The organism is Vibrio sp. 10N.247.310.98, assembly GCF_041467395.1.
Taxonomy (GTDB): Bacteria; Pseudomonadota; Gammaproteobacteria; order Enterobacterales; family Vibrionaceae; genus Vibrio; species Vibrio crassostreae_C.
Genome location: NZ_JBFSUL010000016.1, coordinates 17,025 through 42,910, shown reverse-complemented (window position 1 = coordinate 42,910; position 25,886 = coordinate 17,025). Strand labels below are relative to the sequence as shown.

The following is a 25,886-nucleotide window of genomic DNA, read 5'->3' as shown; positions in this document are numbered from 1 at the left end:
GATTATGTACAAAACTCACAGTCAGCCAGTAATGACCTCGGCTCAGGAAGTAATTAACCAAAAATGCGTGATGTTGGTTGATGATGATCCTATTTTTCGCCGTATAACCAGCGCGTACCTAGACAAGGTCGGTTATAAAGTGGTTGAGGCTGAAAATGGACTGGACGCTTTGCAGAAACTTAGAGACTCAGCGCCAGATTTAATTGTGTTTGACTTATCAATGCCAATACTTGATGGCATAGAGCTTGTGGAAGAGCTCAGTTTAGAGTACCCGTCACTGCCTATGATCGTTGTGTCTGGCACTGATGACATGTCTGACGTGGCGAAAGCCTTGCGATTTGGTATTAAAGACTTCTTGGCGAAGCCATTAGAGGATCACCGTCACCTAGGAAGTGCGATTGCGAATACATTGACAGATTCGTTCGATAACATTTCAGACCAACGAGATTTTTCGAGCCAATGGTTCTGTGTGGATGATGGGGGAGAGATCCCTGAAGACCAAGAACTGCATTGGCACCTGAATTACCTTCAAGATAACCCAAGCGCAGCAAAAGACTTACTGCATGCGCTGCTTCCAGAGAAAGATACGCGACAAGGCTCATGGCGTTGCAGTTACCGGTTACTGCAATCAACAGAGATGATGCCACTTGTGTTTGACTATGCGTGGATGATGAACGGGCAGTTTGCTTTTTACCTCGTCGATTCATCGTCGTCTGATAATGGCGGCTCCGCGACAACATTGTTAGTGAGAGCGCTGTTCCACGATTACATAAGAAACAGAAAAGATTTTAATGTTGATCTCAAAGATATTGCTGAAATCTTAGAGAAGGGGATTCGTTGCTCTAAATGCTCCACCCCAGTGAATGCCTTGTTTGGTGTTGCTGACCTTGCCGAGGGAACCATCTCCATTTTGCCTGCGGGTCTAGACGGGCAATGGTCGAATGGTGAATTGAATCAATATATTGCAGCAGGTGAGCGCTTGGGTGAGAACTGCAAGAAGAACTTTATTACGCGGGACCTTCCGATCGAACAGGGCTGCCAACTGTCGTTGAGCCTACTTGGAGCGGCAAGTTTTAGTTTAGACATACACCAAGGGTCTACTGATTAACCCTATATTTCCTCGGTTTTTGTGAATAATTGATTAAGGTATAGTTGCGCAAATGGTGTGGCTATGCCTTTTTTGTTAAATGTCGATTTAGCAAAGCGGGTTTGGTTCGCCGGATACTTACCTTCACTAACAAAAACAAGAAGCAATCATGGCAGATAACAAAGACTTTCAAGACCCGTTTAATGTATTCTACTTTTTAGGATTTTTAGCCGCATTTTTAATGATTCCATTGCTACCAGCAACACTTACGTTGATCCGCGTATTCAATGGTTACGCAACATTCTAGTTAAGCTGTCGTCGCCGATTGGTGATAGCTAACTCAAGGAGGCCACAATTAGCGTTCGAGTTTTAAGCCTCAATATTGCTGGTGGCCTTTGTATATTTCTCGCAGTTCTAGGGATAGTTTTGCCCGTTCTGCCAACCACTCCTTTTCTCCTTCTTGCCAGCGCATGCTTCATGCGAAGCAATCCGAAAGTTCATAAATGGATGCATGAGCACAAAACGCTGGGTCCTTTGCTGAACAATTGGTATCAACACGGTGCCGTCACCAAACAAGTTAAAACGCGTGGCGTATTCTTTATCTTGTTGAGTTTTGCGTTATCCATCTACTTTGCCCCTATCATTTGGGTCAAGGCTTTCCTAATTTGTGTACTTGTTATTCTTCTCACATGGTTTATGCGACTTCCAACCCATGAGTTGGTTGCTGACAGCAAAGAAAATCACTACCATTAAGCCAGTGTGCCTGCTTGTATAGCGGGCGTTTATTATTTCAGCAATCAGAGTTATGACTCTCGTTGCAATGAATACCAATCGTACCTTTCCTTAATTCCGAGCGTTGATGTTTGATTCGTTAACGAGAGTTTGGAAAGCGGCCTAATGAAGTGCATAAGATTATGAACACAGAAAAAATCTCTCTGATCAAAGCAAGCATCAAAAGCATTCCTGATTACCCTAAAGCGGGTATTTTGTTCCGTGACGTAACAAGCTTGATGGAAGATCCAGTAGCTTACAAAGCGACTATCGACCTGCTAGCGGAAACATACAAGGACATGGGCTTTACTAAGATCGTTGGTACTGAAGCTCGTGGTTTCCTATTTGGTGCGCCTTTGGCACTTGAGCTAGGTGTTGGCTTCATTCCTGTTCGTAAGCCGGGCAAGCTGCCTCGTCAAACTGTGGCACAATCTTATGAGCTTGAGTACGGCACCGACACTCTAGAAATCCATACTGATGCTATCGTTGAAGGCGATAAAGTGCTTATGGTTGATGACTTGCTAGCAACGGGCGGTACGATTGAAGCAACAACAAAGTTGATTCGTCAGCTTGGTGGTGTGGTAGAACACGCTGCATTTGTTATTAACCTTCCAGAAATCGGTGGTGACAAGCGCTTACAAGGCTTAGGTCTAGAAGTGTTTAGCATCTGCGAATTCGACGGTCATTAATCCTTTTCGGAATTATTCATGAGCTATCTTGCGTTAGCGCGAAAATGGCGACCAACCAAATTCAAAGAAGTGGTTGGTCAAGCCCATGTTTTAACAGCATTAGAGAATGCCCTTAGCCAGAATAGGTTGCACCACGCATACCTGTTCAGCGGTACACGAGGTGTTGGTAAAACAACCATCGGTCGTTTGTTTGCTAAGGGACTCAACTGTGAAACAGGCATTACCTCAACACCTTGTGGTGAATGTGCAACCTGTAAAGAAATCGATGAAGGTCGCTTTGTTGACCTGCTCGAGATCGATGCGGCATCACGAACTAAGGTAGAAGATACCCGCGAGCTTCTGGACAATGTTCAGTACAAGCCTGCACGTGGTCGCTTCAAGGTTTACCTAATCGATGAAGTCCACATGCTTTCCAGGCACAGCTTTAACGCGCTTCTAAAGACCTTAGAAGAGCCGCCTGAGTATGTGAAATTCTTGCTCGCAACAACGGATCCACAGAAGCTTCCAGTAACGATCTTGTCGCGTTGTTTGCAGTTCCATCTTAAGCCGATCAGCGTTGATAATATTCACGAGCAGCTCGATCATATTCTTGAACAAGAAGATGTGACGTCTGAATCTCGTGCGCTTGGAATGATTGCTCATGCTGCTGATGGCAGTATGCGTGATGCGCTAAGCCTTACAGACCAAGCTATCGCATTGGGTAATGGCAATGTCGTAACAGATACTGTTGCTCACATGCTCGGAACACTGGATACCGACCAAGCTATCCACTTGCTTGAAGCGATTAGCAGTAAGCAGCCACAGCAAGCGATGGCGTGTATCCAAATCCTTGCTGAGAACGGTGTTGAGTGGGATGGTTTGCTGAATCAGCTTGCGGCCCAACTGCATCGTCTTGCGATGTTCCAAGCTTTGCCATCTACATTAGATAAGGCACAGCCTGACGCTGAGAAGCTTGAACTACTGAGCAAAGCGCTTAGCCCACAAGACATTCAACTCTACTACCAGATCGTATTGAAAGGTCGTGAAGACTTACCATTGTCGCCAACCGCTCGCGTTGGTATTGAGATGGTGGTTTTACGCATGTTGGCATTTAGACCAGCTGAACAAGCGGTTGCTACGGCAATCTCGACTCAGTCGGCAAGCCCAGCGCCAGTTCCAGCAGCTCAAGCTCAGAACGTTGCTCAGTCAGTGAGTCAACCTGCGCCAATGGCAGCTCCGAGACAGCCTCAGATGCAACAACAGGCGCCTCAACAGCAAGCTATGCAGCAGCCACCCGTGCAACAGACTCCAGCACAGTATTCAGATTCGCAAGGTTACGCTGAACATTCAGGCAACCAAGGTTATCCTGAGCAGGATTACCCGCATAGCCAGTATGACGCGCCTCCTGCTTATGATGAGCGTCCAAGCTACGGTGCAGAGCAGCCTCAGCAGCAACAAACGAATTATCAAAACCAGAGTCCGGTTCAACAGCCAAGCGTTGCACCTTCTGCTCCGCAAGAGCAGCCAGCGCGTGCAACTTCGCCTGTGAGTGGTTTACGCCACCAATTACGTTCTCAACGTAGAGGCAGTTCGGCAACAGAAAACAAAGGCTCGGCGCCAAAAAAGGCTAAAGCGACACCAGCTAAAACTTCAGTTCTTGATCGAGTTGCTCAGCAACACGGTGGTTCTGAGCGGGTGTCGCCAGCTTCTTTATCATCCTCTTCGACAGAAAATGTGACCAACGATAATGAACCTTATCGCTGGAAACCGTCTAAACCTGTAGTGAAAGAGGTGAGCAAAGAGCTTACACCTACTCAGATCAAGCGTGCGTTGGAGCATATTAAGACACCAGAAATGGTCGATAAATTGCTTCAAGAGTCGATTGCTCAAGATGAATGGTCAGCCACGATTCAAAAGCTAGAGACAGCCAAGCTTGTTGAACAGTTAGCATTGAACTCAGTGTTTGCTAAAAACGACACATCAATCACTTTAACGTTAAGAGCGAGCCAAGCTCATTTGAATACCGACCGTGCGCAGAGTGAGCTATTGCAGTCTCTCAATACTGTGCTTGGAGAAGAGTGTCATTTGAGTGTTGAAATCGGTGATGGTGGAGAAACGCCGCTAGAATTACGAGAACGACTGTATCAAGGTAAGTTGAAAGACGCGTTTACCGCTTTAGAAAACGATGCCAACGTACAGTTCATTGAAAGACGTTTTGCCGCTGAACTCGACAGAGACAGCGTTCGTCCTATCTAGAACGTTTTCTTGTTTAGTGACCGGCATATCATCCCAGATAAGCAAATCTGAGAACTGAACATCGAGGGGTTGAATCACACTGTTTTAACCCCCATTTAAGCTCGTATAGCTTAATTAATTTTAATAAACCAATTAGACCAGAGAGTATTAACATGTTTGGTAAAGGCGGTATGGGCAACATGATGAAGCAAGCCCAGCAAATGCAAGAGCGCATGCAAAAGCTTCAAGAAGAAATCGCAAATATGGAAGTTACAGGTGAGTCAGGTGCTGGCCTTGTAAAAGTAACGATCACTGGTAGCCACAGCGTTCGCCGTGTTGATATCGATGAAAGCCTAATGGAAGACGATAAAGAGATGCTTGAAGATCTTATCGCTGCTGCTTTCAACGATGCGGCTCGTCGCGTTGAAGAAACTCAAAAAGAGAAAATGGCTAGCGTAACTGGCGGAATGCAACTTCCACCAGGTATGAAGATGCCTTTCTAAGTAACTTATTCTTAAAGGTTAATTCAGGTGGTGGTTTGTGTTGAACAGGCTATTACCTGAACATTAGAACGGTTAAATATGCGTACCAGTCATATGCTGGAGCATTTGATGGAGGCCTTACGTTGTCTACCTGGGGTTGGCCCCAAGTCGGCGCAGCGTATGGCCTTTCATTTGTTACAGCGCGATAGAAAAGGCGGCCTACAGTTGGCTGAAGCTCTTAGCCAAGCAATGACCGAAATTGGTCACTGTAATGAGTGCCGTACTTTTACTGAAGAAGATACTTGCCACATTTGTACCAATCCTAAACGTCAGGAAAATGGTCAAATCTGTGTAGTAGAGAGCCCAGCAGACATTGCAGCAATAGAAGCGACAGGACAATATTCAGGCCGTTACTTTGTATTGATGGGTCACCTTTCACCACTTGATGGTATTGGTCCAAGTGACATCGGTCTCGATGTTTTGGACTACCGCCTGCGTCGTGGTGATATCTCGGAAGTAATCCTAGCGACTAACCCAACAGTTGAAGGGGAAGCCACAGCGCATTACATTGCTGAGCTATGTAATGCCCATGAAGTGAACGCAAGCCGTATCGCTCATGGTGTTCCTGTTGGTGGTGAGCTAGAGCTGGTGGATGGCACCACGCTTTCGCACTCCTTACTCGGTCGTCATAAGATCTAAAAAAGCCGCTTGGTGAATCATCACTAAGCGGCTTTTTCTTTTATTGCTTTAGACGTTTTTCAGCGCTTAATCTGAACCTCTTACCGCTTTGTATATCATCGCGCCAATCACGGCACCAATAATCGGTGCAACCCAGAATAGCCACAATTGCGAAACGGCCCAATCACCGACAAATACAGCCACGCCGGTACTTCGAGCAGGGTTCACAGAGGTGTTGGTTACAGGAATACTGATAAGGTGAATCAAGGTCAAACAGAGACCAATCGCAATGGGTGCAAACCCAGCAGGGGCTTTCGAATCAGTCGCGCCCATGATCACGAACAGGAACACCATGGTCATGACCACTTCACAGACCAGTGCAGCGGTAAGTGAATAGCCGCCCGGTGAGTGTTCACCGTAACCATTTGAAGCAAAGCCAGATGCCGCAGCGTCAAAGCCTGCTTGGCCTGAAGCAATCACGAATAACACACCACCCGCGATAATACCGCCAATGACCTGGGCAATAATATAAGGTGCGACGTCTTTGGCATCAAAGCGACCACCGCTCCAAAGACCTATTGTAACAGCAGGGTTGAGATGACAGCCGGATATATGGCCAATAGCAAAAGCCATGGTGAGTACGGTTAAACCAAACGCGAGGGAAACCCCGAGTAAGCCGATACCTACATCGGGAAAAGCAGCGGCCAAGACGGCACTACCACAACCCCCTAACACCAACCAAAATGTACCGAACATTTCTGCAATATACCTATTCATAACGATCCTTATTAATCTGTACCAGTATCAACAAGATAGTTTAGATTTCGCAGAAGTGTGAAATCTTGTGTATATAGTTGAAAGAAAGAACAGAGAATCTTATGTAATCACTTCGAACTCGCACTAAAGATCGTTAAGGTCAGTCGTATTCTATCGCTATTTTAGCAAGTAAGAGTGACCTGATAATTAGCCGTATTTGTGTCAGTATTCTTTTTATTTAAACTACGATGAGTTGATAAAAATTAAGTAAGTTCTACTTCTACCAACACCCCAAAGTGATCTGATACAACCGGAAAAAAATCGTGATTAAAAATCACCTTATGCTGCTTTACCACTACAGGCTGATTACTAAGTACTAAATCAATGCGTAACGCTTGGCTATTTTGCTCCCAACCATCAATGTTTTTAATGACAGTGGTTCCATCATCTTTGATTTCAGCAACTTCATAACAATCCATCAAACCGCGTTGTAATACGTAATCATAGCCTTCATTACGTATATGGCTTGGGTTGTTGAAATCGCCTAATAGAAAGCTCAACTCTGTTGGTAAAGTTGCCTTGATTCGGTCGAACTGATCCTCAAATGAGTTCTCTGAGTCATTCCACCAGCCACAATGACAATTATAAAGATTAAAATCACCCTGTTGAGAGGTCACTTTAATACGCACTGCTCGCCGATGTTTCCAAAAGCTCACATCATAGTTATCACTTAAATCAATGACCTCATGTTCGACAATCGGTAGTCGCGTTAAAAATGAGAGCCCCTCTTGATATACTTCATAACTTTGATGAACGAAATCCCACGTAAGTTGGTAGTGATGACCGTATTCCATGAGTTTTTTCTGTAATAAATAACCATAGTTATTCGCCAACACAGTGTGATTGGTTAATATATTGGCATCAACGGCCGGGCTATCTTGATGTTGATTCACTTCCTGTAATGCAACCACATCGCACCCTTGCTCGATAATGGCTTGCGCGACCACATCTAACTTTTCTAGCTGTTTTTCTTCTTGCCAACTGTGGGTATTTAGTGTCATTAACTTCATTATTATTCACTTATTTATTCTAGTGAGATAAAACGCAGCGCAAGGCTGCGTTTCTCGAGGTTATTTGATCTAAAAAGAATTACGCAGGTTGTGCTGAATATTTCTCTATTAACTTAGATTTAATAACATCCACCCCAGGGCCATAAATAACTTGTACACCCTGTTCTTTAATCACAGCACCAAGAGCCCCTGTCGGCTTCCATGACGCATATTCAGCAACCAACTTCGGATCATTAACTGTAATACGCAAGCGAGTCATACAAGCATCAATCTCAGCAATATTGGCACGGCCACCTAAATTCTGAATAATAATGTTCATCTTCTCATCTTCTGACATCGATTCTGAGCTTTCATCCAGGTAGTTACCCATACGACCCGGTGTTGGTAACTTCAATTTCACGATTAGGAAGCGGAACAATCCATAGTTAACCACAAAGAAAACAATAGAAACTAATGCAAAGCGAACCAGATCACCACCGATGCCCGCTGAAACCATCATAGGTATACGAGTGAGTAACTCAATCAAACCAAAGGCATGTACACGTAGGTCCATCACATCGACCAACGCAAATGCAACTCCTGTTAACACAGCATGTGCAACATACAAAACGGGAGCGATAAACATAAACATGAATTCAATAGGCTCAGTCACACCGGTTAATAACACAGCAAGACAGGCAGATAAGAACATTGGCTTATATTGTGCGCGCTTATCACTATCAACACAGTGATACATCGCAAGTCCAATACCAATCAATGAAGAGGCTGCGATAATAACTTGGCCTGCTTTAAAGCGTGCTGGGTGCACCGTATCTAACAGGTGTTGGTAAGTTGTCGGATCGCTTAATTTAAGATTATTTAAATCGCTGACCCAAGCAAGCCATAATGGATCTTGACCATAAACACTTGAGCCCGCATTCATCCCAGTCAAAAGCTCATAAGTACCACCCAACTCGGTGTAATTCATTGGAATAGTTAAAGTGTGGTGTAAACCAAATGGCAGTAATAAACGCTCTAACGTACCATACAAGAAAGGAGCAGTGATCGGCGCAGTGTCTTTAGAGGTAGCAATCCATTGACCAAAATCATTAAGCGCACCTTGAATTAAAGGCCATATTACAGATAAACCAAACGCAATAATCAGCGAATAGAAAATAACAACAAAAGGTACAAAACGCTTACCGTTGAAAAATGCTAATGCCTGAGGTAAGCGAGCGAAGTCATGATAGCGGTTAAATAAGTTGGCACCTAAATAGCCAGACATAATACCGATAAACACACCCATATTTAGGGCAGGAGCACCCAAAATATTCGTGAAGAATTGAGAGACAGGTAACTCAGAACCAAATAGGCTCATCACAACCGCTTCTGGGTCACTGAGCATAGCGTTATCCACGCCCAATATAACCCCAGTGATACGGTTGATTAAGATGAAGGCAATTAGCGCGGCAAATGCGCCACCTGCACGCTCTTTTGCCCACGAACCACCAATCGCGACCGCAAATAATAGGTGAAGGTTAACAATGATCCCCCAACCTATGTTTTCCATTATAGCGCCTAGTGTTTCAATGGCACCAAACCCACCCGCATACATTGCGACCACTTTACCTAGTGATATCATGATACCAGCGGCAGGCATCACCGCGATAACAACGATAAGGGACTTCCCAAATCGTTGCCAAAAATCAAACGATAGTAACTTACTCATAAATAGTTCCTTGATTTAAATACAGGCTAACGTTATCAGCGCCTAGCCATAAATATAATTTAGTGCTTTCTTGCAAATATATACGCGGCATAAGCGGGGGCTATTTGCGTTGTTATAAAATCTGAGCGAACGTGTTCATTGTTAATATTCTGATTATCAAGCATTAACTCGCCTAATTGGGTGCAGTCGATATCAACAACGCTCTCTTGTGGACTTAAATTGGTAATAATGGTCCATGTCATATCTTGAGCAACACGTTGATAAACATAGATATTAGGATCGTTAGCTAGCAGTAATTGATAACGGCCAACCACTAAGCTTTCATGTGACTTACGCAAAGCAATCAACTGCTTATAGAAACCTAAGATCGAATTTGGATCTTGCTGTTGTTGCTCAACATTGATATCTGCATACTGTTGATTCACCGAGAACCAAGGTTGCACCTCAGAAAAACCGGCAAAATCCTGGTCATTCCATTGCATTGGCAAGCGACTGTGGTCGCGGGATACTTGATTTAACAAGGCTAAGATATCGGCATCGCTCTGACCTTGTTGCGATAGCTTTTGAATTAAATTTCTCGCAGACACATCGTTAAATTCGTCAAGAGAAGTAAACTGATGATTTACCATACCAATCTCTTGGCCCTGATAAATAAATGGAGTTCCTTTCATCAAGAAATAACAACTCGCTAACGCGGTAGCACTGGCATACCTAGAGTTAGGATCGGCAAAAGTATCAATACTACGAGCTTGATCGTGGTTTTCTAAATAAAGCGCATTCCAGCCTTTACCTTCTAAGGCATCTTGCCAACGCGATAAAATGCGTTTGAACGCCACGAGATCGAAATTCTCGTTGCTTTGTTCTTCCGACCATAGCTTCATGTGTTCAAACTGAAAAATCATGTTAAAAACACCACCTTGATCGTGCTCGGTCGCTTCAGCAACCCAAGGCAATGCGTTGTCAGCCGTCACCCCATTGGCCTCACCAACGGTCACGATATCAAAAGGCGAAAACGCCTGCTCTTTTAACTCATACAGATGTTTTTCAATCCCTGCCACATTCATATGATAATCGAATGAAGAGACATAGTTTTCACCCTTTGGATTGGGTAAAGAGGGTAAACCAGCTTGTTTTTGAATATGGCTAATTGCATCGACACGGAAACCATCAATACCTCGTTCCAACCACCAATGAATCATTTTAAATAGTGCTTGTTTAACTTCAGGGTTTTCCCAATTAAGATCTGGCTGTTTTTTAGAAAATAGGTGCAAATAATATTGTGCAGTTTTGTCATCATATTCCCATGCACTACCATGAAAAATACTTTCCCAGTTATTTGGTTCGCAAGTCGGCTTTTCAGCTGTAGGCTCACAACCATCACGCCAAATATACCAATCACGCTTAGGGCTATCTTTGTTATCTCGCGATTCGATGAACCATGGATGCTCATCGCTAGTGTGGTTTATCACTAAATCCATAATAATGCGAATGCCACGTTCATGAGCAGCAGTGATTAATTTATCCACATCCTCAAGGGTTCCAAAGTCAGGATGAATCGCTTGATAGTCACTGATATCGTAACCGTTATCATCATTCGGTGATGCGTAGAATGGGCAGATCCATATTAAATCAATGCCCAAATCAGCAAGATAATCTAGCTTAGCAATGATCCCATTGATGTCACCAATACCGTCCTGGTTTGTATCATAAAAACTACGGGGATAAATTTGGTAGGCAGTTGCTTTCTTCCACCACGCGAGTGGTTTTGAGTGTAGATTATTAGCGAGTGTCATCGGTTATACTATGTGTGTTATCGTTAACACATAGTGTTAAATGGAACCTATTTGGACTCAATACAATTTCAGAGAAACTGTGAACTTTCTCTCATTCTTATGTCGAATGTGCCTTCAACGGAACTGAAATCGCGCTTGAGCAATTTTTTGACAGCTTGGTAGCCCACTTGATAGTAGTTAAAAGCGACAGTAGTCAGGCTTGGGACTAACAAATCGCTGTAGTCATAGTCACCCATACCTACAATCCATAAGTTATGACCAATCTTGAGTTGCTGTTCTTTGGCGCGACGATATAAACGAATAGCAATATTATCGGTGGCACAAAAGTAGACATGATTAGGCTGTAATTGAATTGCCTGGTAGCCGGCTTTGTCCTCCGAGTTGGCTAGAGCTTGTAGTGAAAAATTCAACTCAGGGACGGTGTCAGTAATGGTGGCTTGCATCAACTTAGTACGGCTGGAAAGCATACGCTCATCATAAATATAATGTACGGCTGCCAGCGGTGCCTGCTGTTGTTTTAACTGAGTGATGGTTTGGGAAACGAGTGCTTTAATTGCAGCATGGTCGGGGTAATATAAACAGCAATGGTGGGGGGTGTTTTTACCAATAAATAACACATTGTCTAAGGTTTGATAAAACGTCTCTTCGACACTGTGCTTTGAAGCAATAATAATAGTGCCCAATGCATTTAAGCCATTAAACTCTCTCACAGCTTGGCATTCTGACTCATGGTTAAACCCTGAGGCATGAAAAAGCATTCGTACTTTTGATTCATTGGCAGCCGCCAGTGCCCCTTTGATTACTAAACTAGTTGTATATGACTCAATGCGAGGAGCAACGAAACCAATAATATTAGATTGGCTACGAATGGAACGAGCAAATATATTAGGGGTATAATGATTTTCTTTGACGATAGCATCAATTTTAAGGCGATTTTCAGCCGAGACATAACCGTCATTAAAGTAACGTGACACGGTCATTGTTGAAATTCCAAGCTGTCTTGAAATCTCCGCCATGGTCATTTTTTTACTCATCACATTTTCCTTCCATAATGTATTATTGCCATATTATCCAATATATTGGCTGACAACAAAGTAAATAAAAACGCTACCTGATGATATACACATAGTACTTCAAGTTTATAAGATATTGTCCACTTCTTGACCTGAACTGAATACCCGTAGTTACGGCCTTGCTCGCTCAGGTCTTCAGTGCAACGACTGCTAATTTAAAAATGGGCAGGAGATATCACCGACGTAGCTACAAACAAATATTGGCTATAATTAGTTGCCATTATTGACCTTTATTCAAGGCAAGTTATTGGTTGGTTTATGGGTACGAGAATAAAGGCCTCATTGATCTGTGATGTCTTATCGATGGCTTTATTTCGCCGAGAGTTTCCTGAAACGGTTATTACTCATAGCGAGGTAGTCAGTATTGTTTGAAAGACTATTGAGGCCTCATAAGCACCTATAACCTAAAGCAAAGTATGAGTAGGAAAAGAAATTGCTGGGATATAGAAAAGGGCTAATACGCTTAGGTAATAGCTTCTAACTCGATCAGGTTATCAAGGGCTTCTTGGTCGGTTTTACCACAAATGACAGGGCAAGCTTTGAATTGGTGACATACCTTCGGGCGTGAAGGTTGACCAAATAATTTGCAGAGATCTTGCTCATTTAATTGGATGCAGCGTACCCCAGCAGGCTTACCATTAGGCATTCCAGGAATAGCAGATGTAATACTTGGAGCGATACAGCATGCTCCACAACCTAGGCGACATTCCATCAAATTAAACTCACTAAATAACAGGGTGCGCGATAGTAGCAAAAAATGATGAGAGTGACAGCTGTTGATTGAATCAAAGAATGAACAATTATTATCCTTGAACTTTTTATGGGCTAGCGGTATAACACGCACCCCAGTAAAAGAGTAAGAAGTAATCCTATGACGAATCCATTTTGGCAAGAAAAGACACTAGAACAGATGACCGAGAATGAGTGGGAATCACTTTGCGACGGTTGTGGTAAGTGCTGCCTACATAAACTAATGGATGAAGATAGCGATGAAGTTTACTACACCAATGTGGCGTGTAGCTGGTTAAACGACAAAACATGTTCGTGTAAAGATTACCCGAACCGCTTCACTTCAGGTGAAGAGTGTTTGAAGCTGACTCGTGACAAGATCGATGAGTTTCACTGGCTACCAGACACTTGTGCTTACCGCCTTTTATCAGAATCTAAGCCGATTCCTGAATGGCACCCGTTGATCACCGGATCAAAAACAGAGATGCATGCAGCAGGTGAAAGCGTTCGTAACAAAGTGGTATACGAAATCGATGTTGTCGATTGGGAAGACCACATCTTGAACCACCCGAACCGCTAGTTAACGAAGACTAGTCAATCACCCGAATAAAAAAAAGGCTCACATTTCTGTGAGCCTTTGTCGTATTTAGGAGGGTCCAAATCAATGGACTGTGTCATGGCTAATGTCAAGCAAGCGGTAAGTCTGCAACCACCTGATTGAACGTGATACGAGCATTCTGAGCTTGCTCAGATAACTCGATCTTTTTCGCTTGTGCGGCACTAAGATTACTCTCGGCCTGCTCAAGTGCTTGTTGTAGGTTCTCTGGTAACTCGTGAGTTTCCATTTGTGAACCTTGTTCTAACACATAAGCGCGAATTTCTTTCTTCACTGCGGCAAGTTCTGTGTAAGCAACACGCTCAAGTTCTGCGGCTTCTTGTGCTGCATCTCTTTCTTTCTCAAACTGAGCCAACGCCATACCTTCAGCAGACCAAGGGTCCATGTCTGGCAGTTCTTCGATGTTGATCGTTGGCTCGATATACGCATCTTGATGGCGTAGGTCGAGGTTAGTCGCACGAACCGCTGAAATCATCAGCATCACAGAGATAGCAAGCAGTGGTAAGCCACCAACAATCGCCGCCGTTTGTAGCGTACTTAGACCGCCTAAGAACATTAGAATCGTTGGTAAGAACGACAGAGTAAATGCCCAGAACATACGGTTCCAGCGCATTGGCTCTTCGGTCACGTTGTTTTGTACAACAGACGCTAGGATGTATGAGATAGAGTCAAATGTTGTTGCCGTGAAAATGATACACAGCATTGTAAATACAGCGATAACCAGCGTGCTCATTGGCAATTGTGCAAGCATCGAGAAGATAGCTTTGGTTGCGCCTTCCGCATTCAAAATGGCAACGACATCTAGCTCACCAGAAAGCTGCAGTGATAGGCCGTAGTTACCTAAGATCATGAAGAACAGGAAACAACCTAGAGAACCAAAGAAGATCGACCCTGACACCATTTGTTTGATGGTTCTGCCGCGAGAGATACGCGCAACAAACAGACCCATACTCGGTGCAAATACTAGCCACCATGCCCAGTAGAAAATCGTCCAGTCTTGTGGGAAGTGAGTGTTTTCGAATGTACCGTAACCACCAAATGGTTCAGCCCACGTTGCCATCACGAAGAAGTTAGACAGTAGACGACCAATTGAGTCTAAGCCTGTTTCTAACATGAAGATTGTTGGACCCGCGATCAGAACGAAAGCCAGTAGACCCATCGCACCCCAGAAGTTGATGTTACTTAGGATCTTGATGCCTTTTTCCAATCCAGCATAAGATGAGTAAGCAAAAATCGCAGTACACACTAAAAGCACCATCACTTGCGTTAGGTTGTTTTTAGGTAGACCAAATAGGTGATTTAGACCTTCAGTGATCAGAGGAGCGGCTAAACCTAATGTTGTTGCAGCGCCGCCTAATAGACCGAAAATGAATAGGATATCAACGATCTTTCCTGGTACGCCTTTACTACGGTGTTCACCAAGAACAGGCATTAATGCGCTTGAAATCTTTAGAACAGGTTGTTTACGTACGTAGAAGAAGTAAGCGATAGGAATTGCCGGGATTAGGTAGATAGACCATGCGATTGGTCCCCAGTGGAATAGGCCGTAGGTCGCAGCCCAGCGTACTGCTTCTTCACTGCCAGGTTCTAGTTGGAAAGGCGGTGATTGGTAGTAGTAAGCCCACTCAATACAGCCCCAATACAAGATACTTGCACCGATACCGCCACAAAATAGCATGGCAGCCCATGATGCAGTTTTAAACTCAGGCTCTTCATCAGCTTCGCCTAGTTTAATTTGTCCCATATCACTGAATACTACGTACACCATAAATGCACAGGCTGCGAGACCTAGAGCAAGATACAGGAATCCGAGTTGATCAGTCATGAATGTTTTCGCAACCGCAATCCAGTCTGCGCCCTGTGCAGGGAACAAAATGAGCGGGAAAACTATCGTGAGTAGGAGTGCTATAGCACCAAAAAAGGTTGGCTTATCGATAAGCTCAAAAGTGTTTTTCACGAGTATTATTCCATTAAAATGAGAGCGGAATTATGGAATGAACTCGTTTTTTAGACCTAATCGGGTCTATTGTCGTAACGATAAATCGCTTTTATTCTAGAGAATGCGATAGGTTGGCAAGGCTAAATGAGTGCGAGAAGAATACCGCCTACGGTTGCCGCTGCGGACAGGTATTGCCCCGCTGAATAAGAACCATCATCTTCTTCTTCAATCTTATCTGGGTGATCCATACCCAAGGCACCATGAGCGAATGACTCAACTTTATCGGTAACTGTCGCGTTTTCTGCTTCGACTTTCTTCGCTTCTTTATCAATTTCTTTTAGGGCAGATAAGAGTGCTTTGCCTTCATCAGAAAGCTTAACCGTATTTTGCTCAACCTTAAGCGGTGTAGGCTTTTCAGCTTCGTTAGCTGAACTCTTAGCGTTCATCTGCGAAGGCGAATACAGCTGAGTATTACTCGTTCCTACTGGCGTCATATAGCTCTCCTTACCTATCCTTAAATATAGTATCGGCAGAGGTGTGAAAAACTTGTGCAATTAATCATCGATAGTGATGTTTTTTATTCGCACATTACATTTTCGTCTGCTTGGTTAAATCGTCTATTTACTAAGCAAGTCTTGTGCCGATAAGAATGTTTGATTTTAGATAGAGTTAGGATGAATGACGGGAACGTGATCAAGTTGTGACGATGGGCTAATTATCTAGGATTAGCCCATCGACTCTTTAGCTTAGAAGAGTGGATCAACAGATCCTACTCACACTCTAGGCTAGCGCTACGTTTTGACAGATGCTTGTATGCCTTCATTCGGTTCTCTTTCTTTACAAAGCGAGCCGGCGGCGAAAGCACTTCAAGCTGATAATCACCGCTATCCGATGAGATCGCTTCAACCGGGCTGATGATGGCGATTTTTAAATCAGGGTTACGACGTAGAATTGATGCCGCCGTCCCTAAACCACCCTCGGTGTGGAACTTGCCAGCCACGTGAATCACTTGTTTATCAGGGTTTGATGCTAGGTAATCCACAATCGACTCAGCCATGGTTTCGTCCCAGGTAACCTGAGCGGCAAACTGCTTTTCTGTTTGCTCTGGCGTACCGTGATGCATAGAAGCCATGAACTTTTCTTTGTAAGGGCTATCGCCAGTATCCACTTCGGCAGCAATCCATTGGCGTTGCTCGGTCGATAATTGGTCTAGGTAAGGCAATCCTTTACGGCCAATACACTGCACGAATGGCTTTGGTGCATTTGCCGCAATAACATCGACGTCGTTGGCTTTTGCGAACTCAACTAACGCGCGGTAATCACTTTCGTAATTTGGCCAAGCTGCCGCTTGAGACATGAGAATTTGTTCGCCAATTTCGCCGTTTAAGTATTGGTCAAGTGTGGCTTGGTGCTCTCGAGTGAACTGTTCCATTGAAAGCGCAATGTTTGATGTTGCGTTGCGGCGCGCTTTTAAGAAGTCGGTTTGGAAGCGGTGAATGGCAGAATGCGTGTGCCATTCGCCAATTAGAACCACATCAGCGTCAATCAGCTGCTCGGGTAATGCATCGAGAGAAAGTGTTTCGCCTTGTGGAGAAGCGAACTGGTAGTCATAGAATGTGGAAACGGATTCCGTTTGAGCCACTTTTTGAGAAGTGTCTTTTGCAGGTTGACTAGCACAAGCCGTGAGAAGAGTAGCTAATCCGATAAGAATAATACGTTGCATGAAATGCCTCCTTGAAGAACACGCATACTAAAGGAGGCAAGATAAGATTTCAATGCAAACGATAATCAATATCAATTAAATTTGTTTGCGGTACACTCGCAGCATAAAGTCAGCTTCACAGTTGAATTGCTCTGCCTCGGTGAGTTGTAGTTTAAACTCTTCACTCGCCTTCCAAGCAAACGGCGTCATCTGTAGCAGGTCGAATGCATCTGACCCCGATAGTTCCATCATATAGTTTAGTTGCTCTTGATGCTCAAGCGTAAAACCTTCGATCACTTCTGGATCTTCGTCGTGCAAGCGAACGCCATCATAAATTGCATCACGCAGTTGATACAGGTGTCGGCTAGCTGGTGTCACGGTGATCACCACACCATTATCTTTGATGGTGCGTTGTAACTCTTCAGCCTTGCAAGGCGCGTAAATGCGTAGAATTCCGTCTAAGCTGTTTTCAGCAAAGGGTAGGCGATGGCTTGATGCAACTGAGAAGTCGACAGTAGGGTAGCGTTTAGCGGCGTATTTGATAGCAATCTTAGAAATGTCTAGGCCAAAAGTAGCCCCTTTCTTTTCTTGAAGATTCACAGCAATTTCGTTGGTGTAATAACCTTCGCCACAACCAATATCCAATAGGCTAGGCGTCTCTTCTGGTAGATAGCGAGAACACAACGTCACCACCGCTTGGCGCATTGGGTCATAGTGGTTACCTTCAAGGAAGCGACGACGTGCCTGCATCATCTCTTTGTTGTCACCTGGATCTTTTGAGCGTTTGTGGTGCGCAGGCATCAAATTGACGTAGCCTTCTTTCGCTAGGTCGAACTGATGGTTCTTTTCACACTTAAACGTACGATCGTTTTGAGATAAAGGTTGGTGACACAAAGGGCATTGGTAAGTCATGGAGACCTCTAAAGGAGAATAGACAGCGCAAGTGTAACGAGCTAAAACCAAAAAGTAAAAGAGCGACATAAAGCCGCTCAAAAATCGTTTTTTATAACTGTATTTATACGGTTATTGGGCACTAATCACAGTGATCAGTTGGTGGTTTTCACCCGGCCGGAGCGTTTTACCGGCTTCTAGGCTTGGTGCGTGCAGTGTTGATTCAACACATAGCATGGTTAGGTAACCGTCGTCTTGCATGTCGCCCATACTTGCAGCGCCTTCTGCCCACGGGTTCCACAGTACTGCAGAGTTATGACCGTGGTTTTCAACTGTTAGCGTGCGATCCAGCTTCTTGTCAGCAACAAAGATTTGCGCTTCTGGTTGCGTGTAAACGCGGTCAATCGTGTCGGTCAGTACCAGTTCAGATCCACCTTGGCAGATCTTGCCACCTTGCAGGCTATCAATGTACTCAGCACCCATACCAGTGGTGGTTGTGTTGTGGATATCGCCAACGTTTAGGTAAGTGTGTAGTGCACCAGAGAAAGTCCATGGCTGAGAATCAGTGTTCTTCACGTCCAGCGTTACTTTTAGTTGTTCGCCGATCTCAACATTCAAGCGAGCATCAAACTGATGAGGCCATACTGCTAGCGTCTCTTCGCTTGGCTTCAGACCTAAGCTAACAATCACGCCAGCTTCGCTTTCACGGTGTTCAACCAATTGCCATTCACTTGAACGGGCAAAACCATGTGTTGGTGCTGCAATGCGACCAAACCAAGGCCAACATACTGGAATACCACCACGCAGAGCCGTTTTACCATCGAACTTAGCTTGTTGGCTCATCCAAATTAGGTCTTCTTGACCTTGCGGTTGGAATGACACCACATGGCCGCCAAACAGTGAAATCGCTGCGTTTGCTTTATCGTGGATAACGCGAACCAGTTTTACACCTTCGTGTTCAACGATAGTGACGTTGTCAGAAAGTACCGCCAGTGCAGGTAGAGTAGATAAATCCATTACATGATCCTTCTAAGGAAATTGAATTCAAATGCTGACTAGAGTGATGCTTGTGTTTTCATGAGTAACAAGCAGAGTCAGTATTAGAATTGAATTTTGCGTTTGGGCTATCTTGATGAGCTTAGACAGACGCGGTTTAAAAGATAGCAGGCATTAAAAAGGCGACACTAAGGTCGCCTTTTTCAAAGTCTGCTCAAAACAGTCTTCGCTAATGCTTATCTAAAGCGATTTCCAAAAAGAAATTACTTAGAGATGTGAGCGATTAGGTCTAGAACTTTGTTTGAGTAACCGATTTCGTTGTCGTACCAAGATACAACTTTAACGAATTTGTCAGTTAGAGCAACACCAGCTTTAGCATCGAATACTGAAGTTTGAACTTCACCGATGAAATCTTGTGATACTACTTGGTCTTCAGTGTAACCAAGAACGCCAGCCATTTCGCCTTCAGAAGCTTCTTTCATTGCAGCACAAATTTCTTCGTAAGATGCAGCTTCTTTTAGGTTAACTGTTAGGTCAACTACAGATACGTTAGCAGTTGGTACACGGAAAGCCATACCAGTTAGAAGGCCGTTTAGTTCTGGAAGAACAACGCCTACAGCTTTAGCAGCACCAGTTGAAGATGGGATGATGTTTTGAGAAGCACCACGGCCACCGCGCCAGTCTTTAGCAGAAGGGCCATCTACAGTTTTTTGAGTTGCTGTAGTAGCGTGAACTGTAGTCATAAGACCAGACTCAATGCCCCACTTATCGTTAAGTACTTTAGCGATAGGTGCAAGACAGTTAGTAGTACAAGAAGCGTTAGAAACGATGTCTTGACCAGCGTAAGATGCTTGGTTAACGCCCATTACGAACATTGGAGTTGCATCTTTAGAAGGACCAGTAAGAACTACTTTCTTAGCGCCAGCAGTGATGTGCTTACGTGCAGTCTCGTCAGTTAGGAAAAGACCAGTTGCTTCAGCAACTACGTCTACGTCGATAGCATCCCACTTAAGGTCTTCTGGGTTACGCTCAGCTGTAACACGTACAGTTTTACCGTTAACGATTAGGTTACCGCCTTCAACTTCAACAGTACCGTTGAAACGGCCGTGAGTTGAGTCGTACTTAAGCATGTATGCCATGTACTCTACGTCGATTAGATCGTTAATACCTACTACTTCGATGTCTGCACGCTCTTGAGCTGCGCGGAATACGAAACGGCCGATACGGCCAAAACCGTTAATACCTACTTTGATAGTCATTGTAGTTGCTCCACAACTTAATTTCTGATTAAAGATAACTGGTAGTAAAATTACAGAATCCAGTATACATCTGCAATAGATAATCCGACTTAACTTGTTTAATGTCAAAAAAAAGCGACGCTTTTCTTAACAATTGGGTGTAAGTGGTTGAAAATTGACCATTGCAAGTGGCTCTGTACCCTTCCAGTTGGGTAAAATACCCCTAAATGATGATTCACTTATGAGTGTATATGTACAATGTTTCCTGGTGAGAAAGTATGTGCTACAAAACGACTCATATGCAAGCCTTTATAGAAAAAAGTAAATATAATAACTGAGAATGTGGAGAGATATTAACGTGATTCAAAAGGGAGGAAATATGATAAAGCCTGATGAATACTGGCGTGAGCGCCTAACGGACGACGAATTTTCAGTGTGTCGTGAGCGTGGTACTGAAGCCCCATATAGCGGCAAGTTACTGCACAACCATAAGACTGGCGTCTATAGCTGCACATGCTGTGAAAGCCCTTTGTTTCTGTCGGATAACAAATATGACTCTGGGTGTGGTTGGCCAAGCTTTGATGCCCCAGTGAATGATGAAGCAGTACGCTATATAGAAGATCTAAGTCACGGAATGAAGCGTGTAGAGATCCGTTGTACCGCCTGTGATAGCCATTTAGGTCACGTTTTTCCAGATGGCCCGAAGACCACAGGTGAACGGTTCTGTGTTAATTCAGTGTCGTTAATTTTCAACAAAAATGACGAAAGTACGAAATAACTTGTAACTATTGTCTAATCCTTACAGGTCGCATTTGTCGATTTAGGAAGGCTGAAACGCCCAAGGTTTCAGATTTAACTCTAGTACAAATAAAAACAGCTACTAAAAAGGTAGCTGTTTTTATTTGAAAGCAGGTGAATAACAAGCTTAAGTAAGAACACTATAAATGAAGCGATCAGTAACTCGGGACGATTGAAGGGCTGTAAATTCCATCCTCAATCGCTTCGACGATGTTATCTGCGTCTTTATTTAGCTTCTTATAGGTTGCCTTGTCGAAATGGTACAACACCGTGAGCTCGGCTTCAGAAGCAATCGGCACGTCAAAGTCTTTGGCAACCATTGCCCAAACGTACGCTTTTTCCATATGTCCCAGGCTGTGGTTGATACTGGCCATCGACTTGAAGATTTCAGTGTTGGCTACCGAGCCATTAGAAAGCGTTAGCGCATTATTGAGTAGCTTAAGTGTCTTTATATGATTGCGGGTGGTATAGAAGGTTGCCAAGGCATATTGCATCTCAGCTGTGTTTAACGCTTCAGAGCCTTCTAGTTGTAGGAAACTGCGTCTGGCATTGGTGTCCCCAGTTTGCGACCACAAGAAGTAAAGCGTTTCCGGTGTATCAGATTTCGATAGCTCATCAACAATGCGCTCAGACTCTTCGATACTGTGCATTAAAGAGGTAAAGCGACGCTCTTGCAGCTTAGATTGATCGATCGTTTCGATCTGTGCCGCGAGCTCTAGGCACTTTTTGTAGGCAGTGACTAATTCGAATTCTTTAATTTTGTTGATTTCGGTGGGTTGCTTCTGAACTTCAAATCGATGCCAGATGAGGTCGGTACGTGCGACACGACATTGCCCATCGTTCATGTTCAATTGTTCACACTGAAGACCCGGATTGCTTTGGCACAGTTGATCGGTATTTTTGTTCCCTTCAAGACACCCAACCAGAGTGAAAGGCAATAGGCTAATCGCCAACCATTTCATAATTTCCATATTCCTTCACTTGTGATCAGATGCACTTATTATCGGTCAGGTTCTTGACTCAATTCTGTTACGGGTTATTTTCTGGTGAAAATTGTTAAAACTAAGGCTTTACCATGGATGCAGAACAACTTCTTAGCGCAATGACACCCGAGGTCTACGAACGTTTAACCTACGCAGTTGAAACGGGTAAATGGCCAGAAGGTACGGCGCTCTCAAAAGAACAGCGCGACTCGTGTATGCAAGCGGTTATGTTATACCAATCTAAACATAACTCTGAAGCTCAACATATGACAATTGCAGCTGGTGGTGAGATTAGCTTTAAATCTAAGTCTGAACTAAAGAAACAGTTTAAGTCAGATCAAGAAGACATTGTTAGGGTTAACCCGAATCATTAAGCTTAAATTACAACAAAGGGGTGGCAATGTGCCACCCCTTTTAGTTTAACTCGTTTATTTATAAGCAATAAAACGATTTAGTTCACGTTAAGCCGCCGTTACTTTCATAGAATAACTGGCTTTAACGTGAATCCTTGAACAGGTTATAAGCTCATCTCACCGCGCAATACTTGTTGCATCTGAGCCTTCACTTCTTCGTAGCCTAGGTTTTGGCTTAATAGATAATGCAACTTCGCCAGTGCCGCTTCTGGTGTCATATCGTAACCACTCACCACGCCCGCTTCTGCTAGTGCACAACCTGTCGCGTAACCACCCATGTTGACTTTACCAGCCAAACATTGAGTTAGGTTCACCACAATAACACCGCGCTCTGAGGCATCTTTCAGGTGCTGAAGCAGTTCTGGGTTTTGTGGTGCGTTACCCACACCGAAAGTAAGCAGAATCATCGCGTTAACAGGTTGTAATAGCGTGTTACGGATAACTTCGTGTGAGATGCCTGGGTACATTGTGATTACGCCGATAGGTTGCGGAGTAATGTTATGAACCTTGAAAGCACCTTTAGGTTGTTCGTTTACCTTTACGTTATTGCTAAGTTGGATATTGATACCCGCTTCTAGCAATGGATTCAGGTTTGGAGACGTAAACGCATTGAAGCCATCTGCGTGTGATTTTGTGCTGCGGTTACCACGCATCAACTTGTTGTTGAAGAACAGTGTCACTTCGTTGATAGGGTAGTTTGCGGCAATGTGTAGCGCATTCAGCAGGTTTGCTTGTCCGTCTGAACGAAGCTCTGCTAGTGGGATCTGAGAGCCCGTAACAATCACAGGTTTGCCGAGGTTTTCAAGCATGAAAGACAGTGCAGAGGCAGTGTAAGCCATAGTGTCTGTGCCATGCAGGATAACGAAACCATCGTACTTATCGTAGTTCGCGCGAATGTCATCAGCGATAGTCTGCCAATCAAGTGGCGTCATATCTGAAGAGTCCATTAATGGAGAGTATTCGTGAATGGTGTACTTAGGCATCTCTGGGCGATGGAATTCAGGCATGCCAGCTAGCTGCTTATCCATGAAACCTGCGACTGGAACATAGCCGTGGTCAATAGACTTCTGCATGCCAATTGTGCCGCCGGTGTACGCGATATAGATGTGTTTTCTTTCCATGGCGATTAATACTTAGTGTGATGTAGGGAACAGGGGGGCGATTATAGCGAATTATCATGCAATAAAAAGAGGCACCTCACACAGAGGTACCCCTTAGTCATTGAGTTATTGGCTCAACTTATTGAACTTGGCAATTTAAGCAGAAAGCGTATCGGCCTTGTGGGTCGTTAAAGCTGCCTAACAGCTGGCTATCTTGAGCTAACTGCTGAGTAACAGGCTGTAAACTGCTTGGTATCATCGATTGAATATCTAGGCCTATCGACATCTGAACTTGGTTCATAAATTCTTGAATAAATTGTTCAGTGGCCGAAAGTGGCTCTTCTACCCAGTAGATGTTGTAGCTTTCAAGCTCTGCAAGTGAAGCCGCAGCTGCAACCGCATCATCGAAATCACCAATCTCATCGACTAAGCCTTTCTGAATCGCATCTTGACCTGTCCAAACTCGACCTTGAGCAATCTTGTCGACAGCATCGACTTCCAGACCGCGATTTTCTCCAACTAGGCTGATGAATCGGCGGTATCCGTTTTCAATGCCCATTTGGAACGCGTCTTTCGCGCCATCGCTAAGTCCAGTTGTAATACCAAGACCTGAGAAAGGTGAGGTGCCAACGCCATCAGTGTAAACACCAATATCGTTCAACCCTTTTTCGAAGGTGGTGATAACACTGAAGATACCAATTGAACCCGTTAGTGTGGTTGGCTGAGCTAGGATCTTATCCGCACCCATCGAGATCCAGTAACCACCCGAAGCAGCAAGGCTCGACATCGACACAACAACCGGTTTACCCGCTTGCTTGATCGCTTCTATTTCATTACGGATAACTTCAGAAGCAAAGGCACTGCCACCTGGGCTATCGACACGAAGTACAACCGCTTTCACTTTATCGTCGTTACGTGCTTGGCGCAGTAGGGCTGCTGTGGTATCGCCGCCAACGGTGCCACGTGGTTGCTTGCCATCCATAATTGCGCCGCTCGCTACAATCACGGCAACGTCGTGTGATTCACTAGTCATGTTTGGAAGCATGGTTGTACGGTATTCGTAGTAACCAAACGCGTTGTAGCTGTCTTGGCCGTCACTGCCGAAAACATCGGCAAGCTCTAGTCGAACTTGCTGGCGTGTCGCTAGCTCATCCACTAAGCCAAGTTTCTCGGCCAGTTTTGCAATGTCACCGTACACAGACTCAAGTTCTTTCAAGAAGGTGTCCATGCTTGGGTTCAGTGTCTTAGCGTCTATTTGACGGTTGTTGCTGACGTCATCAACGTACGCACCCCATAGTTGGCTTAACCAACGAGAAGCGGACTCTTTCGCTGCGTCTGACATGTCATCACGAATGAAAGGCTCAATAGCTGACTTATAAGTGCCCACACGGAACACGTGCGTGTTTACGTCTAGTTTCTCTAACAACGTTTTGTAGTAAAGCGAGTAAGCGCTATAGCCTTTAAGAAGAACCCCACCATCTGGTGATAGGAAGACCTTAGTTGCGTAGCTGGCTAGGTAGTATTGGCTTTGGTTGTAAAAGTCACCCACCGCATAAATCGGTTTGCCTGTTGCTTTGAACTCATTCAATGCTTTAGCAATGTAGCGTAGCTTGGTCAGGTTGGTTTCTGGCAGCTCTTTGAGAGCTAAAACGATACCAGTAACCTTGTCATCGTCTTTTGCGTAGCGAATCGTTTCAACGATATCAAACAGGATGTTCTCTTTTGGAAGGTCTTTGCCAAGTAGTGAACCTGTGACCGAATCCATCGGATTGATATAGCGGCTTTGTTCCACAATAGGGCCAGACAGATTAAGCACTAAAGCCGAATCCTGAGGAACCGTCGGTTGAGCCGTATCTGAATGGAAGTACACAAAGTAGATGATGGCGATACTGAGTAAAAAGACTAGGTTAACCAGCGCAAGACGTACAAACGTAATGAGCTTCCAAATCCCTTTAAAGAACATGCCTATAAATTTGAATATTTTTTTCATTCTGTCTCCGCAGTGAGATTACGTCGCTTTAACAAGCCGTAGTACCATTAATCTCAATAATATGAACTGCTTAGTATCCTACGATAATTCCCAAGCTCAAACTACACCAAGAATTGTTAATCGATATATATTCTCATTAAGTGTAGTCAAATTAAGGGCTTCTGAACGAT

Annotated in this window: 25 protein-coding genes and 1 pseudogene; 11 read left to right on the top strand and 15 right to left on the bottom strand. The window is 44.2% G+C overall.

Annotation, left to right across the window (positions count from 1 at the left end):
• Nucleotides 1-4 precede the first annotated feature (4 nt).
• The 7 genes from AB6E78_RS08790 (at nucleotide 5) to recR (ending at nucleotide 5,942) form a co-directional block, all read left to right on the top strand.
• Entirely contained in the window at nucleotides 5-1,108 is a 1,104-nt protein-coding gene (locus tag AB6E78_RS08790; protein ID WP_372133114.1) for a response regulator, read from the top strand.
• 148 nt (nucleotides 1,109-1,256) lie between these two features.
• Nucleotides 1,257-1,394: a hypothetical protein gene (locus AB6E78_RS08785; protein ID WP_017067606.1), complete on the top strand. Its 138-nt coding sequence runs from the start codon at nucleotides 1,257-1,259 to the stop codon at nucleotides 1,392-1,394.
• 74 nt (nucleotides 1,395-1,468) lie between these two features.
• A complete protein-coding gene (locus tag AB6E78_RS08780; RefSeq protein ID WP_029225617.1) occupies nucleotides 1,469-1,840 on the top strand; it encodes a YbaN family protein in 372 nt (123 codons plus the stop codon).
• A 161-nt stretch (nucleotides 1,841-2,001) separates the two neighbouring features.
• Nucleotides 2,002-2,547 (top strand): adenine phosphoribosyltransferase, encoded by a 546-nt coding sequence (gene apt / locus AB6E78_RS08775; RefSeq protein WP_017062340.1) that lies wholly within the window; start codon nucleotides 2,002-2,004, stop codon nucleotides 2,545-2,547.
• Nucleotides 2,548-2,565: 18 nt separating this feature from the next.
• Nucleotides 2,566-4,782: a DNA polymerase III subunit gamma/tau gene (gene dnaX / locus AB6E78_RS08770; RefSeq protein ID WP_372133116.1), complete on the top strand. Its 2,217-nt coding sequence runs from the start codon at nucleotides 2,566-2,568 to the stop codon at nucleotides 4,780-4,782.
• A gap of 152 nt (nucleotides 4,783-4,934) precedes the next feature.
• Nucleotides 4,935-5,264 carry a YbaB/EbfC family nucleoid-associated protein gene (locus AB6E78_RS08765; protein WP_017062338.1) on the top strand — a complete coding sequence of 110 codons (330 nt, stop codon included), beginning with the start codon at nucleotides 4,935-4,937 and terminating at the stop codon, nucleotides 5,262-5,264.
• A 78-nt stretch (nucleotides 5,265-5,342) separates the two neighbouring features.
• Nucleotides 5,343-5,942: a recombination mediator RecR gene (gene recR, locus AB6E78_RS08760; RefSeq protein ID WP_019823189.1), complete on the top strand. Its 600-nt coding sequence runs from the start codon at nucleotides 5,343-5,345 to the stop codon at nucleotides 5,940-5,942.
• Nucleotides 5,943-6,008: 66 nt separating this feature from the next.
• Here the strand turns inward: recR and aqpZ are convergent, their stop codons facing one another.
• The 5 genes from aqpZ to AB6E78_RS08735 form a co-directional block, all read right to left on the bottom strand.
• Nucleotides 6,009-6,698, bottom strand: coding sequence for an aquaporin Z (aqpZ, locus tag AB6E78_RS08755; RefSeq protein WP_048610468.1), 690 nt, complete (start codon nucleotides 6,696-6,698; stop codon nucleotides 6,009-6,011).
• A gap of 242 nt (nucleotides 6,699-6,940) precedes the next feature.
• Nucleotides 6,941-7,747 carry an endonuclease/exonuclease/phosphatase family protein gene (locus AB6E78_RS08750; protein WP_170962459.1) on the bottom strand — a complete coding sequence of 269 codons (807 nt, stop codon included), beginning with the start codon at nucleotides 7,745-7,747 and terminating at the stop codon, nucleotides 6,941-6,943.
• Nucleotides 7,748-7,826: 79 nt separating this feature from the next.
• Nucleotides 7,827-9,455, bottom strand: coding sequence for a PTS transporter subunit IIBC (locus tag AB6E78_RS08745; RefSeq protein ID WP_017070319.1), 1,629 nt, complete (start codon nucleotides 9,453-9,455; stop codon nucleotides 7,827-7,829).
• Nucleotides 9,456-9,514: 59 nt separating this feature from the next.
• Nucleotides 9,515-11,248: an alpha-glucosidase gene (locus AB6E78_RS08740; RefSeq protein WP_102320046.1), complete on the bottom strand. Its 1,734-nt coding sequence runs from the start codon at nucleotides 11,246-11,248 to the stop codon at nucleotides 9,515-9,517.
• 68 nt (nucleotides 11,249-11,316) lie between these two features.
• The gene (locus AB6E78_RS08735) at nucleotides 11,317-12,282 is read right to left on the bottom strand and encodes a LacI family DNA-binding transcriptional regulator (protein ID WP_372133121.1); all 966 of its coding nucleotides are present in this window, start codon (nucleotides 12,280-12,282) and stop codon (nucleotides 11,317-11,319) included.
• A gap of 140 nt (nucleotides 12,283-12,422) precedes the next feature.
• On the opposite strand from AB6E78_RS08735, the pseudogene AB6E78_RS08730 reads away from it, so the two are divergent.
• Nucleotides 12,423-12,764: pseudogene (locus AB6E78_RS08730) on the top strand (DDE-type integrase/transposase/recombinase); the annotation flags it as partial.
• A gap of 20 nt (nucleotides 12,765-12,784) precedes the next feature.
• Here the strand turns inward: AB6E78_RS08730 and AB6E78_RS08725 are convergent.
• Nucleotides 12,785-13,033, bottom strand: coding sequence for a YkgJ family cysteine cluster protein (locus AB6E78_RS08725; RefSeq protein ID WP_017059389.1), 249 nt, complete (start codon nucleotides 13,031-13,033; stop codon nucleotides 12,785-12,787).
• 159 nt (nucleotides 13,034-13,192) lie between these two features.
• On the opposite strand from AB6E78_RS08725, the gene AB6E78_RS08720 reads away from it, so the two are divergent.
• On the top strand, nucleotides 13,193-13,630 hold the full coding sequence (locus AB6E78_RS08720) for a YcgN family cysteine cluster protein (RefSeq protein ID WP_017059388.1): 438 nt from the start codon (nucleotides 13,193-13,195) through the stop codon (nucleotides 13,628-13,630).
• Between the two features lie 106 nt (nucleotides 13,631-13,736).
• On the opposite strand, the gene AB6E78_RS08715 is transcribed toward AB6E78_RS08720, so the two are convergent.
• The 6 genes from AB6E78_RS08715 to gap all read right to left on the bottom strand — a co-directional run bounded on the left by AB6E78_RS08715 (nucleotide 13,737) and on the right by gap (nucleotide 20,453).
• Nucleotides 13,737-15,623, bottom strand: coding sequence for a BCCT family transporter (locus tag AB6E78_RS08715; protein WP_017063436.1), 1,887 nt, complete (start codon nucleotides 15,621-15,623; stop codon nucleotides 13,737-13,739).
• Nucleotides 15,624-15,745: 122 nt separating this feature from the next.
• A complete protein-coding gene (locus AB6E78_RS08710) occupies nucleotides 15,746-16,099 on the bottom strand; it encodes a hypothetical protein (protein WP_017070749.1) in 354 nt (117 codons plus the stop codon).
• Nucleotides 16,100-16,374: 275 nt separating this feature from the next.
• Nucleotides 16,375-17,328, bottom strand: a complete 954-nt coding sequence (locus tag AB6E78_RS08705) for a ChaN family lipoprotein (protein ID WP_017059385.1) — start codon at nucleotides 17,326-17,328, stop codon at nucleotides 16,375-16,377.
• Nucleotides 17,329-17,403: 75 nt separating this feature from the next.
• Nucleotides 17,404-18,219, bottom strand: coding sequence for a 23S rRNA (guanine(745)-N(1))-methyltransferase (gene rlmA / locus AB6E78_RS08700; RefSeq protein ID WP_372133124.1), 816 nt, complete (start codon nucleotides 18,217-18,219; stop codon nucleotides 17,404-17,406).
• Nucleotides 18,220-18,330: 111 nt separating this feature from the next.
• Nucleotides 18,331-19,215, bottom strand: coding sequence for a D-hexose-6-phosphate mutarotase (locus tag AB6E78_RS08695; protein ID WP_372133127.1), 885 nt, complete (start codon nucleotides 19,213-19,215; stop codon nucleotides 18,331-18,333).
• A 242-nt stretch (nucleotides 19,216-19,457) separates the two neighbouring features.
• Entirely contained in the window at nucleotides 19,458-20,453 is a 996-nt protein-coding gene (gene gap, locus AB6E78_RS08690) for a type I glyceraldehyde-3-phosphate dehydrogenase (RefSeq protein WP_017059382.1), read from the bottom strand.
• 319 nt (nucleotides 20,454-20,772) lie between these two features.
• On the opposite strand from gap, the gene msrB reads away from it, so the two are divergent.
• A complete protein-coding gene (msrB, locus tag AB6E78_RS08685; RefSeq protein WP_080582205.1) occupies nucleotides 20,773-21,210 on the top strand; it encodes a peptide-methionine (R)-S-oxide reductase MsrB in 438 nt (145 codons plus the stop codon).
• A gap of 175 nt (nucleotides 21,211-21,385) precedes the next feature.
• Here msrB and AB6E78_RS08680 read toward each other — a convergent pair whose 3' ends face one another.
• Nucleotides 21,386-22,192 carry a DUF2989 domain-containing protein gene (locus AB6E78_RS08680; RefSeq protein ID WP_017059380.1) on the bottom strand — a complete coding sequence of 269 codons (807 nt, stop codon included), beginning with the start codon at nucleotides 22,190-22,192 and terminating at the stop codon, nucleotides 21,386-21,388.
• A 113-nt stretch (nucleotides 22,193-22,305) separates the two neighbouring features.
• Between AB6E78_RS08680 and AB6E78_RS08675 the strand changes: the two genes are divergently transcribed.
• Complete coding sequence (locus AB6E78_RS08675; protein WP_010437067.1) at nucleotides 22,306-22,587, top strand: YeaC family protein; 282 nt, start codon at nucleotides 22,306-22,308, stop codon at nucleotides 22,585-22,587.
• 143 nt (nucleotides 22,588-22,730) lie between these two features.
• Here AB6E78_RS08675 and ansA read toward each other — a convergent pair whose 3' ends face one another.
• Both ansA and sppA read right to left on the bottom strand, forming a co-directional pair.
• A complete protein-coding gene (ansA, locus tag AB6E78_RS08670) occupies nucleotides 22,731-23,747 on the bottom strand; it encodes an asparaginase (RefSeq protein ID WP_017063439.1) in 1,017 nt (338 codons plus the stop codon).
• A gap of 118 nt (nucleotides 23,748-23,865) precedes the next feature.
• A complete protein-coding gene (sppA, locus tag AB6E78_RS08665) occupies nucleotides 23,866-25,716 on the bottom strand; it encodes a signal peptide peptidase SppA (RefSeq protein WP_372133130.1) in 1,851 nt (616 codons plus the stop codon).
• Between the last annotated feature and the right edge of the window lie 170 nt (nucleotides 25,717-25,886).